Source organism: Rhodopseudomonas sp. WA056 (genome assembly GCF_010906995.1).
Classification (GTDB): domain Bacteria; phylum Pseudomonadota; class Alphaproteobacteria; order Rhizobiales; family Xanthobacteraceae; genus Rhodopseudomonas; species Rhodopseudomonas palustris_G.
The window spans coordinates 1-13,548 of record NZ_QPFS01000124.1 but is presented as its reverse complement, the minus strand read 5'-3'; the positions used below and the strand labels follow the sequence as shown (position 1 = coordinate 13,548).

The window sequence follows — 13,548 nt, the reverse complement described above, 5'->3', positions numbered from 1 at the left end:
TGAGCGTCTCGTGGGCTCGGAGATGTGTATAAGAGTCAGGCCCGGCACGGGCCAGCCCGCGCCGGGCGCCTGCGCGCAGCACCGGCGTGACACTTTCGAGCAGCCGCCGATAAGCGATGCTGTCTCCGGCATTGGCCGACCGCATGAGCGCGGTCCATTCGTCGTCACGTCCGCGCACGCACGCTCCCGCCAAGCAGTTCGGCCCCGGTCGGCTTTCGTTACGCCCTCCCGACAATCACGCTGTCGTGACCAGAGCGGAAGGTAACCACGGCCTTGAGCGAACCTCATACCACCGTTCGCGATGGAACCACCTCCTCGAACCGCCGCCAAGATGTTGCCGCGGATCGGCAACGTTTGCTCATGGTTTGGCCGCTCTGACGCCACCGCGCCGCGCTTTCTGGTCGCAGGGCTGGCAAATGGGGAGAATGTCATGGACATCAAAGCCAGCGGGCGCTCGGCTCTGGTCATTGCGGCGGGATTGACGGTGGGACTGTGGTGCCTTGCACCCGCGACACCGAGTCTGGCGGCGCCGCAGGCTGCCGCCAGCGACAGCGAAAACGCCGCCAAACCGGCGCCGAAGAAGAAGGCCGCCAAACGCACGGCAAAACCCGCCAAGGCCAAGCAGTCCGCCGCAAAGCCGGTGGTCAAATCGCCGGTCGAGGATAGCCGGACCGCCGACGTGTCACGGACCGAGCCCAAGCCGCTCGCCGATGCCAGCGGCGCTCTGCCAGCCTCGATCGCGAACGCCAACGCCGAGGCTTCGCCCGCCGAGGCCGCGCAAGCCCAGCCCGCACAGCCCCCGTCAACCGCAGCGGATAATCCTGCTGTTGCCCCTGCGGCGCCACCGGCCGAGCCCGCAGTGATCGCAGCCGATCAGGTCAACGACCTCGACCGCGCCGCAACCGATGCGCCGCAGCTTCAGGCCCAGATGCAGCCGCAGCAGCCCACAGCCGCCGAGGCCGCAGCCACCCCGCAGCAGCAAGCCGAGACGCAGGCCAAAGCTACCGCGCACGACGAAGATGCGTGGGACAAGGCGTCGCTGATCGGCAAGATCTTCATCGCCGCCGGCGGCCTTTTGACGCTCGCCTCGGCGGCGCGGATGTTCATGGCCTGACGACGCCCTCGCCCACCCCTTGAAGCAGCGAACGGCAGCGGGCAGATTGCCCGCGGCCGCGGTCGGCCTTCCGGGGACATGCATCATGAGCACATTCGAATTCATCATCGTCGAGCGTCAGAACGCGGTCGGCATCATCAAGCTCAACCGCCCGAAGATGCTGAATGCGCTGTCGTTCGGCGTGTTCCGCGAGATCGGCGCGGCGGTCGAAGACCTCGAAGCCGACGATGCGATCGGATGCATCCTGATCACCGGCAGCGAGAAGGCGTTCGCCGCCGGCGCCGACATCAAGGAGATGCAGCCGAAGGGCTTCATCGACATGTTCAACGAGGACTTCACCTCGATCGGCGGCGACCGGCTGGCGCGCTGCCGCAAGCCGACCGTCGCGGCGGTCGCCGGCTACGCGCTCGGCGGCGGCTGCGAACTGGCGATGATGTGCGACATCATTATCGCCGCCGACACTGCGAAGTTCGGCCAGCCCGAAATCACCCTCGGCACCATTCCGGGCATCGGCGGCACCCAGCGTCTGACCCGCGCGATCGGCAAGTACAAAGCGATGGATCTGTGCCTGACCGGGCGGATGATGGACGCGCAGGAAGCCGAGCGCTCCGGCCTCGTCAGCCGCATCGTGCCGGCCGACAAGCTGATGGAAGAGGCGGTCGGCGCGGCCGAGAAGATCGCCACGATGTCGCGCCCGACTGCGGCGATGGCCAAGAGCGCGGTGAACCGTGCGCTGGAAACCACGCTGGCCGAAGGCCTCGCCATCGAGCGCGACCTGTTCCGCTCGACCTTCGCGCTGGAAGACCGCGCCGAGGGCATGGCGGCGTTCATCGAGAAGCGCAAGCCGAACAATCAGAACCGCTGACAGCAGGCTGACGGATCGCGACTGCTGCGACGAAAAGCGCGCACGACACCGCGCGCCCGATCGTCGCAGCGTTGCCTCATCACAACACCTCGGCGGCCAACCGCCGCCTTCCCCGCCCGCTGATTGCCTCGCGCTGCACTGCGTTCTACAAACGCGCAGGCGTCGGGGGCGGATGTCCAGGAGAGTGCGGGACCGCATGGTTTGGTGGACGAGACTGTTTGGCAGCGTGCATCATGCACATCGATCGGCGTGGACCCTGGGGGTCGCCGCCGCGATCGGCGTCACGGCGGCTGGACCGGTATCGGCTGAAGGACTATCCGATGCGCTGGTGAAGGCGTACCAATCCAACCCGCAACTGATCGCCGAGCGGGCCCGCCAGCGCGCCACTGACGAGAACGTCCCGCAGGCTCTCGCCGGCTACCGGCCGCAGCTTATGGCGTCGCTCGGCGCCGGTCTGCAGCAGGTCCGCAATCTGCTACCCACCAATACGTTCCAGAGCGACACGCTGAAGCCGTGGACGATCGGCGTCACCGTGACGCAGACGCTGTTCAACGGTTTCCGCACTGCCAACAGCGTGCGCGTCGCCGAACTGCAGGTGAAATCCGGTCGCGAAGCGCTGCGCAATGTCGGCCAGGGCGTGCTGCTCGACGCGGTCACCGCTTACACCAACGTGCTCGCCAATCAGGCGCTGGTGGCGGCGCAGAAAGCCAACGTCGATTTTCTCAGCCAGACCCTCGACATCACCAACAAGCGGCTGAACGCCGGCGACGTCACTCCGACCGACACCGCCCAGGCCGAAGCCCGGCTCAACCGCGGCCGCGCCGATCTCAATGCCGCGGAGGTCAATCTCGCCATCAGCCAGGCCACCTATGCGGCAGTGATCGGTAACCTTCCCGGCAAGCTCAGCCCGGCGTCCCCGATCGACCGGCTGCTGCCGCGGAGCCGTGAGGACGCGATCGCTCTGGCGGCCAAAGGCAATCCGGCGGTGCTGGCCGCGAGCTACGATGTCGACGTCGCCACCACCACCATCAAGGTCGCTGAAGGCTCGCTGCTGCCGACCGTGACCCTGCAGGGCAACGCCAGCCGCAGCCGTCAGGCGGATTCGACGGTCGGCACGCTCGGAACCGACCAGGCTTCGGTGATCGGCCAGATCAACGCGCCGATCTACGACGGCGGCACTGCCGCCTCGCAGACCCGGCAATCCAAGGAACTTGCGGCGCAAAGCCGGTCGGTGCTCGATCTTGTGCGCAATCAGACCCGTACCGCGGCGATCGGCGCCTGGGTATCGAACGAGGGCGCCAAGATCGCCGTCAGCGCTGCGGAATCCGAAGTTCGGGCCGCCGAGATCGCGCTGCAGGGGGTGGGCCGCGAAGCCCAGGGCGGCCAGCGCACCACCGTCGACGTGCTCAACTCGCAGCAGGATGTCATCCAGGCGCGGGCGCGGCTGATCGGCGCCCAGCGCGATCGTGTGGTCGCCTCCTACACTCTGCTCAGCGCGATCGGCCGGCTCGACGTTCAGACCCTCGGCCTGAACACGCCGGACTATCTGCCCGATGTGCACTATCATCAGGTCCGCGACGCCTGGCACGGGCTGCGCACGCCGTCCGGCCAGTAAGCCGGTTCTGATCCGCAGCCATCCGCATCCGCGGGTTGCGCGCGACGCACGCAGAGCCCTCCCGGAGGACTCGACCAAACCATTCGCACAAAGTCATTGTCGCGATGGCCAGCCGTGGGCCGGGGCATCCATGTCGCAAGGCAGACCTTGCGAGCCGGACGTGGGTGGCCCGCGATGAATCCCGGCCATGCATCTCGGCCCTGCGTGGTCAGAGAGGGCTGATCGCAAAAACCGCAGCCCGGCTGGCGACGCCATCGAAGAGCAACGGCCGGCAGGCGTTTCAATACGTCTTGAACTGATCGCCGTGGAAGGCGCCCAGGTCGGGCGCGCCGAAACCGGCAGCTTCGGGCTGCAGCGCCCGCGCCGCCCCCCGATCATCCCGCGGCGGAATCGCCGGGCTGCCGGTTGCCGTCCTCACGGCGGCGCTGTCACCCAGCGCGCGGCCGGTGGCGAGATTGATGAAATGCTGCTGCGAGCACGCCAGGCAGAACACCTGCTCGTAAGGCGACCGCTCCCCGCCGACCACTTCGTCGGCGATCCAGGTCTGAGTCATCAGACCATTCTGGGGACATCGGTAAACCAGGAGCTTAGCCATGGTTGAATGTTGCCACGACTTCGCCTGCCCTCCTTGACTCAGGTCAAGCTGCGGCCGCGCTGTATCGACGCGATCGCCCGTCACTGTACCGTCACACGGCGGAAGCGCAGTTATTGCGTATTTTCAACACGATCTCGCCACACCCGGACAACTCCTACTCGCGCGACTACGAGGGTGCGCGAGCGATCCGCGGCACGATTAGTTGGCGCGGCGCCGGGAGAAGTACGAGATCAGTACCGGCAGCGTGATGAGAATCACCCCCGGCGCCAGCAACATGCCGGTGACCACGACGATCGCCAGGGGCTTTTGGACCTGGGATCCGATTCCGCTGGACATCGCCGCCGGCAGCAGGCCGACCCCCGCGATCACACAGGTCATCAGCACCGGCCGGAGCTGTAGCTCTCCGGTGCGAATCACGGCACGCAGCCGGTCCAGCCCCTGATCAATGAGCTGATTGTATTGCGACAGGATGATGATCCCGTCCATCACCGCGATGCCGAACAGCGCAATGAAGCCGATCGCCGCCGAGACGCTGAACGGAATGCCGCTGATCAGCAGCCCCATGACGCCGCCGAAGATCGCCATCGGAATCACGCTCATCGCCAGCAGCGTGTCGATCAGCGAGCCGAAGTTGAAGAACAGCAGCACGCCGATCAGCGCCAGGCTGATCGGGACCACGACCAACAGCCGCTTGATGGCGTCCTGCAGATTGCCGAATTCGCCGACCCATTCCATCCGCGAGCCCGGCGGCAATTGCACCTGGGCCGCGACCTTGTCCTGCGCCTCGCGGATCGCACTGCCGAGGTCGCGTTCGCGAACCGAGAATTTGATCGGCAGATAGCGCTCCTGGTCCTCACGATAAATGTAAGCGGCACCGGAGACGAGCTGGATGTCGGCGACTTCGCTGAGCGGGATCTGGGTGATGCCGTTCGGCCCCTGCGCCCCGATCCGCAGATTGTGGATCGCCTCGGCGCTCTTGCGATATTCCGGCGCCAGCCGGACGACGATCGGAAAGTGCCGGTCGCTGCCGGACTCGTACAGATCGCCGGCGCTGTCGCCGCCGATCGCAACCCGGATGGTGGCGTTGACGTCACCGGGCGTCAGCCCGTAGCGCGCCGCCCGGGCACGATCGACGTCGATCTGGATGGTCGGCTGGCCGAGCGAGGTGAACACCGCCAGATCCTGCACGCCCTGCACAGTCGACAGCACCGCCTTGATCTTGTTGGCGGTGTCGGTGAGCGACTTCAGATCGTTGCCGTACAGCTTGATCGAGTTCTCGCCCTTCACGCCGGACACCGCTTCGGAAACGTTGTCCTGCAGATATTGCGAGAAGTTGAACTCGACGCCGGGGAATTTCGCCTGGAGCTGCTTCAGCATCCGGGCGGTGAGTTCGTCCTTGTCGTGACTGCCCGGCCATTTCGACGCCGGCTTGAGCGGCGCAAAGAATTCGGCGTTGAAGAAGCCGGCGGCGTCGGTGCCGTCGTCGGGCCGGCCGTGCTGCGACACCACCGACTCGACTTCCGGGAAGCTGGCGATCAGCTTGCGCATGTCGTTGACGTAGCCGTTGCCCTCCGTCAGCGAGATCGTCGGCGGCAGCGTCGCGCGGATCCAGAGGTTGCCTTCCTCGAGCTTGGGCAGGAATTCGAGGCCGAGGAAACGAGTGGCAATCACCGTGGTGAGGACCAAGGCGGCCGCCCCCGCCATCACCGCCGGCCGGTTTTTCACCGCCCAGCCGAGCCACGGCCTGTAGACCTTGTGCAGCATTCGCATCAGCCAGGTCTCGGTCTCCTTGACGTGATGCGGCAGGATGATGGCGCTCAGCGCCGGCGTCACCGTGAAGGTCGCCAGCAGGCCGCCGGCCAGCGCGTAAGCATAGGTCCGCGCCATCGGACCGAAGATGTTGCCCTCGACGCCGGACAGCGTGAACAGCGGCAGGAACGCCGCGATGATGATCGCCGCGGCGAAGAAGATCGAGCGCGACACGTCAGCCGACGCGGCGCGGATCGCATGCTTCTTAATCCCCATGATGGTGTCGGCGGAGATCTGGCTGCGCTCCTCGGGCGACAGCATCGTGGTATGCGACAGTCGTCTGAAGATCGCCTCGACCATGATCACGGTGGCGTCGACGATCAGGCCGAAGTCGATCGCGCCGACCGACAGCAGGTTGGCGGACTCCCCGCGCAGCACCATGATGATCACGGCGAAGAACAGCGCGAACGGAATCGTCGCGCCGACGATCAGCGCGCTGCGCAGGTCGCCGAGGAACACCCATTGCAACAGCACGATCAGCAGGATGCCGACCACCATGTTGTGCAGCACGGTGTGGGTGGTGGTGTCGATCAGATCCTTGCGGTCGTAGATCCGCTCGATCCGCACGCCGGGCGGCAACACGCCCGATGCGTTGATCTTGGCGACCGCCTGCTCCACCCGGGCAAGCGTCGGCGAACTCTGTTCGCCGCGCCGCATCAACACGATACCCTGGACGATGTCGTCCTCATTGTTGATGCCGGCGATGCCGAGCCGCGGCTTCTCGCCGACGCTGACCTTGGCGACGTCCTTGACCAGAACCGGATTGCCGGCGTTGGAGGAAACCATGGTGTCGGCGAGATCGTCGATCGAGCGGATCAGACCGACGCCGCGTACCACCGCCGATTGCGCACCGATGTCGACGGTGTTGCCGCCGACATTGATGTTGGAATTGGAGACCGCCTGCAGCAATTGAGGCAGCGTCAGGCCATAGGCGATCAGCTTGTTGAAATCGACCTGAACCTCGTAGGTCTTGGTCTTGCCGCCCCAGCCGGTGACATCGATCACGCCGGGGATCGCCCGGAAGCGGCGCTGCAGCACCCAATCCTGCAACGTCTTCAGGTCGAGCACGCTGTAGCCCGGCGGGCCGACCAGCCGATAGCGGAAGATCTCGCCGATCGGGCTGAGCGGCGAGATGCCGGGCTGGGCGTTGCCCGGCAATGGCGGCAGTTGCGACAGCCGGTTGAGCACCTGCTGCAACGCCTGCTCGTAGGTGTAGTCGAACGAGAACTGCAATTTGACGTCGGACAGGCCGTAGAGCGAGATCGTCCGGATCGTCTTCAGGTTCTTGATGCCGGCGACCTGGGTCTCGATCGGAATCGTGATGTAGCGCTCGATTTCCTCCGCCGACATCCCGGGGCTTTGGGTGACGATGTCGACCATCGGCGGCGTCGGATCGGGATAGGCCTCGATATTGAGCTGCTGAAACGCGATCACCCCGCCGGTCAGCACCAGCATGAACAGGGCGAGCATCAGGAAACGGCGATTGACCGCGAATTCGACGAGTCGGCCCATGGGATCGGACCTTTCAGGGCAGGCGGAGGCGGGAAAGCGCGGGGCGGGCGATGGTGTCGATCATCACCGCGGCGGCCGCTCGCGTGAGACTGGCGGCGGCCAGAAGGCGGGATCGCCGGGCGGCGGTGCCGCGCGGCGAGTAGCGAAGACAGGCGTTACCCGGTGGCGGCGCGGTCGATGAACAGGCTGCCCTTGGTGACGACCTTTTCGCCCGGTCGCAGATTGCCGGTGACTTCGACGAGGTCACCCGCCGACAGGCCCGGCTTCACGGTGCGCAGCTCGATCGAGCGATCGTCGTGCGCGACCCACACCCGCACCTGGTCGCCTTCGTAGATCAGCGCCTGGCGCGGCACGCCGACGGCCGGATGATCGGACGGCGAGTAGATCGTGACGTTGGCGAACATTTCCGGCTTCAAGAGACCGCCGGGATTGTCGATGGTGGCACGTACCGTGAGCCGGCGCGTGGCCGGGTCGATCGCCGCGGCGACGTAGTCGATCCGGCCGGTCAGGGTCCGCCCGGGCAGCGCCAGCACCTGGAAGCTGACATCCAGGCCCTCGTCGATATCGGCGGCTTCGCTCTCGCGGACGAAAGCGGTGAGCCACACCGTCGACAGATCGCCGATCATGTAGACCGGGTCGCTGGCGCCGGCGTTGACGTACTGCCCCGGACCGACCTTGCGCTGCACCACGGTGCCGGCGATCGGCGCCACGATGGTGGTCTCCGGGTTGATCTGGCCCTTGTCCTGAAATGCCGAGATCGCAGCTTCGCTGAGGCCGAGAATCCGCAGCCGGTTACGCGCGGCTTCGAGCGCCGTGGTCGCCGATTGGAAATCGTTCTGGGCGGCGATCAGCGTCGCCTGGGCCTGCTGATAATCCTTAAGCGGCACCGCCTTGCCCTCGAACAAATCGTGGGCGCGCTTGTCCTGGAGCTGGGCCAGTTCGAGCTGGGATTTCGCCTTGTTGAGCGCGGTCGAGGCCGAGATGAAATCGTTCTGCGCCTGCACCGTATCCGGCGCTTCGATGGTGAACAGCGGCTGGCCCTTGGTGACCCGGTCCCCGGGGCGCGCCAGCAGCTTGGTCACTCGCCCGGCATAGGGCGAGAACACCGGCGTAGCACGGTCCTCGTCGATCGCGATCTTGCCCTCAGTGACGTGTTCGGCGCGGAAGCTGCGGTCGCGCACCGGCTCGATCGTCAGGCTGGCCCATTCGGCCGGGGTCGGGGTGTAGCGATCCGCACTGCGACGCGACTGGCTGGAAATATCGGTGTGTCCGCCGCCGGCCCGCTCCAACTGCGCAAGCTCGTAACCGCCCACGGCAACGCCTGCCACGAGGCAAGCGGCAGCAATCCACCAACTGCGCCGAAGCCGCAGATTTCGAATGAAGTTATCGCGCATGCCCCTGCCTCAGCTCCAGCTTGATCGCCGCGTTGCCTCCCTGACGGCTGATAATGCCCGAATCGTGGCCGGCGCAAAGTGAAAACGGCAAAACCGCGCTTAGCACCGAATAGTGACACCTGCGCGTCAGCCGCCGGTCCAGGACGCGGCCCTGGTGACAGGCGTAAGATACGTAGCCTGAACGGCGCATTAACCGTCAGACCCGTTGGGAGCGCTTCACCAGCTTGCCGGCCAGACCGGCGCGTCGGTGCCGAGCGGCACCGACGGACGACTCCAGGCCGCCGGGGTCGCGCTCAGGATCGCAGCGTGGCGCACCGCGCGCAGTGTCCCGAAGCCGGACTCGACCTGATCGAGATACGGCGCCGCCGCCTCCGGAGTGATCTCGGGCGTGGCCAGACCGTGCGGCAACCGTCCCATCTCCCACAGCCATTTGCCGGTGCGCGCCAGCGACACCTGGACGTGCCAACTGCCGCCCTCACGCGCCTGGCGTGCTTTGGCGATCATCGCGCCGAACGCCATCAGATAGCCGGTGGCGTGATCGAGGATCTGCATCGGCAATTCCTTCGGGCCGGTGACGCCCGCCGCCTGCCCCTCGGCATGGTTGAAGCCGGTTGCGCATTGCACCAGGGAGTCGAAACCGCGCCGCTCCGCCCACGGGCCGAACCGTCCGTAGGCGGACAGTGAGACGTAGACGACGCCCGGATTGATCGCGGCGGCTTCTTCCGGCGAGAAGCCGAGCGCCGCCAGCGCGCGCGGGCGATAGCCCTGGCTGAAGATGTCGGCCTCGCTCAGCAGTTCACGTAAGGCGGCATGGCCCTCCTGGGTGGTGAGATCGGCGAAGCTCGACAGCTTGCCGCGGCCGGTGTCGATCACCAGCCACGGGATCGACGGCAGCTTCGGGCTCGAGACCAGCATGACGTCGGCGCCGTGCGCCGCGAGCGTGCGGCCGGCCACCGGCCCGGCGATCACCCGCGACAGATCGAGCACGCGCAGGCCGGCGAGCGGCCGATTGCCCGCGGGCCACGGCTTCGGCGCCGCCTCACCGATCCTGCTGATTTCCACCAGCGGCAACGCATCGAGCGCAGCGGCCTGCGGCAGCGCCTGCCACTTCTCGCGGGATCGCATCAGCGCTACCACGCCGCCGGCCGCATACGCCGCGGTCTCGAACGCCTCGCCGTCCCACTGCAGCAGCGCCGCCTGCACCGCCTCCCGCTCCGGCGGGCAATCCAGCACCTGGCAGACGGCGTCGCGGTGATGCGGGAAGTTGGTGTGCAGCCGGACATGGCGGCCGTCCTTCACCTGATACACGCCGGCGATCGGATCCCAGAACGAGGCCGGCGCCTCGTCGTTCTTACGCAAGTAACGCTCGGACCGGCACTCGATCGCGGCGTGGCGGATGTCGACGCCGACGCCCTGCGCCTGTCCGCTCCGCATCGCCCAGATCTCCGCCGCCGCCAGCCCGCTCGCCGCAATCGCCACCTGCGCCGCCGCATCGACGCGAAACGACGACGGCAGTTGCGGCTCGTCGCCGGTCAGCGTGACATGCTCCAGCGCGGCGGGGTCGGCGCCGACGGAGGTCCAGAGATCAGCAAGCAGGTCGCGGGGAGTTTGCATTTGACTCAGCCGAATCCTCCGGCTGGTCACCCAGCCGATCGATTTGCCCAACACCAAGACGCCTCACGCGCCCTCTTCGGATAGCATAGAGAGGGACATCTTCATGATAGAACTTCCATCAAGGCGAGAAGGGCGCGAAGATCTTGGTGCTTGGCGGCGAAGCATGGAAACCGACCATGTCTGCAAATGGGCAGGAGCGGGCATTTCTCGGCAGGCAGGCCGCCATTATCCATCCGCTCGCCGTTCGTCAGTGCATGTGAAAGGACTACTCATCCAGCCCATGGAAACCGACCGGCTTGGAATCGAGGATGGTGATATCGGCCACCATGCCTTTCTGAAGCCGTGGCCGGTGAACTATTCGAGCCTCTCACTGAGCTTTCTGTGGGTTACGGGGATATTGAAACATAACGTGAACATTTTACTATTGGAATCAGAGAGAATCCTTATGGTGATCGCATGTCCAAACATGTCACCGATAGCCAGATCCTGGGGGAGCTGGGCGAAACTGCCGTAAAGAAGATCGTCCTCGAGACGGGCTTCATTTATGAGCAGCGAGGACGCCTTGAAGCAGGCGTCGACGGGCTAATCGAGCTGCGCGACCCCAAGAGCGGTGCTCCCCTTGGCAAGCTTCTCGCGGTTCAGGTGAAGTCGACAGCCTCTGGCAAGTATTTGCGCGAAACAGACCGGCAGTTCGAATACCTGCTGAAACCGGATGATCTCGCGCTATGGCGCCAGTCCAACATACCCGTCATCATTGTTTTGTGGCGCCAATCGGACGGCAGCGCTTACTGGAAAGATGTAACCGATTCCCTGCGCGGTGAAGAGCGTCGATTGCGTTTTGACAAGGAAGCCGATCGTTTCGATTCAAGCTGTGTAGACCGCGTTGGCAGCCTAACCATCGACCGTCGCACTCCCGGCGTCTTCGTGCCGCCGCTCAATCGTGGCGAAGACGCGATCATCAATATGATGCGGGTCCGTCTGCCCGATGAAATCTTCCTTTCAAGCTCGCCATTCGGCAGCAGGCGGGATGCCATCCCGGAGCTGCATAAGCATGGATCACCTCGTTACGATTGGGTCATACGCAACCGCCGCTTCGCGTCTTTCTTCGATCCACGCGACTATCCCACCAAATCCATCGTCGACATCGATCAGGTCGAAGCGGTCGATACGGCACTGTTCGCAATGAATGATGATCTCGACGACAGAAATGACACGATTGACCTGCTGCGTCGTACGCTGGAGCGACAGGTCGTCTCCGAACTCGCGTTCTTGCCAAAGGATCGCCTGTTTCATTTCATCGCAATGGCGCAGAACAAGTCACGAAGCTACCGGTACGAAGCTAACGTCAAAGACGCCTCAGCAAAAGTAGTCAGCTATTATCCGAACAAGAAGAAGCCCGACTCCCCGGGTTATGTGCGACACCACGCTGCCAGCTTCCGGTTCGAGCGGCTGGGTAATGAATGGTTCATCGTCATCGATCCAACGTTCTACTTCACGCGAAACGGTTTCCAACCTTATAGATACCCTGAGGCGCTTCTTGCGGGAAAGAAACGGCTGGAGCGCAACGCTGCCGTGCGCGGTCAGATCATCATGTGGCAGCACCTGCTTGCTGAGAGTGGATCAAAAGAGCAAGGTCTGTTCGATACCATCAACAATGTTCCTGTTCTGCAATTTGAACATCTGCCGGTCCTGACATTGTCGCAGGCGGTGCCGGAATCGTCCTGGACCCGCACTGACCCGCGCGCCAAAGATATGCAGGCCGCCGACCTCTTCGAAGAAGGGGGGATTTCATGACGTTCAAGACCCGCATATTCAGGGAGCCGCTTCTGGAGTTCGGCGACGGCGGTCAGCATCCGGACCCGCGTCAGGGCTTGCGGGAGTTCGGTCCATTGCAGCCCCGATCTGGGGATATCGTACGCGTTGGTGTCGTCGGCACGGAAGACACCACGGAGGGCTTCAGCGAATTTATCGACGAGACTTCAGGCGGGATCGAAAGCGAAAGCCCGCAGCTAATCAATCTCAATCCAGACTTCCCAGGCCTTGGAAACCAAAACCCATTTCGATGCAAATTTGAAGTACCGGAAGATGCGAGATCAATCCTCTCGCGGCGCGAGATCGCGGACATCATTCAGATTGGCCGCCATGACGTGGCCGTCCGACAAGCTGTCGACCTCATTACATCGAAGATGTCGGCACTGATCGAAAGCAGCGCGAAGCCTGATATTATTGTCCTCGCTTTGCCCATTCCGCTGATCGAGAAACTGGTAAACGCCACCAGTGGAGACGAGGCCGACGAAGTTGCTGAGGAAGAGGACACGCGGCAGGATGATCTAAACTTCCGTGATCTCCTTAAAGCAAAATCACTTCATCTCGATGTGCCGACCCAGATCGTCTGGCCAGATACATGGGACGATGCCGCGAAGATTCCACGAAAGATCAAGCGGACCAGTAACCGTCAAACGCAAGTCAAGGCGACGCGCGCGTGGAATCTATTGAACGCGCTGTTCTATAAGGCGGGCAAGGTGCCGTGGCGTTTGCTGCCAAACCAGTCGGACTACCGCACCAACTTTCTGGGCATCGGCTTCTATCGCGATCTGGATGGTCAGCAATTGTGGACCAGCACCGCGCAGATGTTCGACGAACGGGGACGTGGCCTCATTCTGCGCGGCGCACGGGCACAAACTGAGACGCGTGGACGCCATCCCTATCTGACGGCTAAGGACGCGGAGGAATTGGTTGCCCAATCGATCGCCGCCTACAAGGCGCATCACAAGCACGTTCCCGCGCGCATCGTCGTCTTGAAAACGTCCCGTTTCCGACCCGAAGAGGCAGAGGGGATCGATGCCGCACTCAAGCGATTCGATATCGAGCTGTCGGATCTCGTCTGGGTTCAAGAGAGTTCACCCATCGCCATTTTGCGCGACGGGAATTACCCCGTGTTGCGGGGTACATTTGTCGACCTACGAGGCAAGGGTCTCTTATACACGCGGGGCAGCGTCCCGTATTACGGGACCTATCCCGGCCTACGGG

General features: G+C 64.3%; 9 protein-coding genes. 5 read left to right on the top strand and 4 right to left on the bottom strand.

Going from position 1 to position 13,548, the window contains the following annotated elements; translation table 11 throughout:
- Positions 1 to 430 precede the first annotated feature (430 nt).
- From DU475_RS19750 to DU475_RS19740, 3 genes are all read left to right on the top strand, one after another.
- Positions 431 to 1,114 carry a hypothetical protein gene (locus tag DU475_RS19750; RefSeq protein ID WP_013503390.1) on the top strand — a complete coding sequence of 228 codons (684 nt, stop codon included), beginning with the start codon at positions 431 to 433 and terminating at the stop codon, positions 1,112 to 1,114.
- Positions 1,115 to 1,199: 85 nt separating this feature from the next.
- Entirely contained in the window at positions 1,200 to 1,979 is a 780-nt protein-coding gene (locus DU475_RS19745; protein ID WP_013503391.1) for an enoyl-CoA hydratase, read from the top strand.
- Between the two features lie 196 nt (positions 1,980 to 2,175).
- Positions 2,176 to 3,594, top strand: a complete 1,419-nt coding sequence (locus DU475_RS19740; protein WP_013503392.1) for a TolC family outer membrane protein — start codon at positions 2,176 to 2,178, stop codon at positions 3,592 to 3,594.
- Positions 3,595 to 3,874: 280 nt separating this feature from the next.
- Here DU475_RS19740 and DU475_RS19735 read toward each other — a convergent pair whose 3' ends face one another.
- The 4 genes from DU475_RS19735 to DU475_RS19720 all read right to left on the bottom strand — a co-directional run bounded on the left by DU475_RS19735 (position 3,875) and on the right by DU475_RS19720 (position 10,518).
- Positions 3,875 to 4,147 (bottom strand): hypothetical protein, encoded by a 273-nt coding sequence (locus DU475_RS19735; RefSeq protein WP_234713294.1) that lies wholly within the window; start codon positions 4,145 to 4,147, stop codon positions 3,875 to 3,877.
- 240 nt (positions 4,148 to 4,387) lie between these two features.
- Positions 4,388 to 7,510 (bottom strand): efflux RND transporter permease subunit, encoded by a 3,123-nt coding sequence (locus DU475_RS19730; protein WP_164633085.1) that lies wholly within the window; start codon positions 7,508 to 7,510, stop codon positions 4,388 to 4,390.
- Positions 7,511 to 7,665: 155 nt separating this feature from the next.
- Positions 7,666 to 8,904 carry an efflux RND transporter periplasmic adaptor subunit gene (locus DU475_RS19725; RefSeq protein WP_164633084.1) on the bottom strand — a complete coding sequence of 413 codons (1,239 nt, stop codon included), beginning with the start codon at positions 8,902 to 8,904 and terminating at the stop codon, positions 7,666 to 7,668.
- A gap of 216 nt (positions 8,905 to 9,120) precedes the next feature.
- A complete protein-coding gene (locus DU475_RS19720) occupies positions 9,121 to 10,518 on the bottom strand; it encodes a CoA transferase (RefSeq protein ID WP_164633083.1) in 1,398 nt (465 codons plus the stop codon).
- 456 nt (positions 10,519 to 10,974) lie between these two features.
- Here DU475_RS19720 and DU475_RS19715 point away from each other — a divergent pair, with 456 nt between their 5' ends.
- Together DU475_RS19715 and DU475_RS19710 are read left to right on the top strand one after the other, a co-directional pair.
- Entirely contained in the window at positions 10,975 to 12,312 is a 1,338-nt protein-coding gene (locus DU475_RS19715) for a DUF4365 domain-containing protein (RefSeq protein WP_164633082.1), read from the top strand.
- Positions 12,309 to 13,548 (top strand): argonaute/piwi family protein (locus DU475_RS19710; protein WP_164633081.1); only part of this gene is annotated, 1,240 nt, incomplete at its 3' end. The genes DU475_RS19715 and DU475_RS19710, both read left to right, overlap by 4 nt.

Bases quoted from the DNA above. Each gene is read 5' to 3' on its own strand.
- DU475_RS19715 (WP_164633082.1), top strand. From the start codon at position 10,975: ATGTCCAAACATGTCACCGATAGCCAGATCCTGGGGGAGCTGGGCGAA.
- DU475_RS19730 (WP_164633085.1), bottom strand. From the start codon at position 7,510: ATGGGCCGACTCGTCGAATTCGCGGTCAATCGCCGTTTCCTGATGCTC.
- DU475_RS19750 (WP_013503390.1), top strand. From the start codon at position 431: ATGGACATCAAAGCCAGCGGGCGCTCGGCTCTGGTCATTGCGGCGGGA.
- DU475_RS19740 (WP_013503392.1), top strand. From the start codon at position 2,176: ATGGTTTGGTGGACGAGACTGTTTGGCAGCGTGCATCATGCACATCGA.
- DU475_RS19720 (WP_164633083.1), bottom strand. From the start codon at position 10,518: ATGCAAACTCCCCGCGACCTGCTTGCTGATCTCTGGACCTCCGTCGGC.
- DU475_RS19745 (WP_013503391.1), top strand. From the start codon at position 1,200: ATGAGCACATTCGAATTCATCATCGTCGAGCGTCAGAACGCGGTCGGC.
- DU475_RS19735 (WP_234713294.1), bottom strand. From the start codon at position 4,147: ATGACTCAGACCTGGATCGCCGACGAAGTGGTCGGCGGGGAGCGGTCG.
- DU475_RS19725 (WP_164633084.1), bottom strand. From the start codon at position 8,904: ATGCGCGATAACTTCATTCGAAATCTGCGGCTTCGGCGCAGTTGGTGG.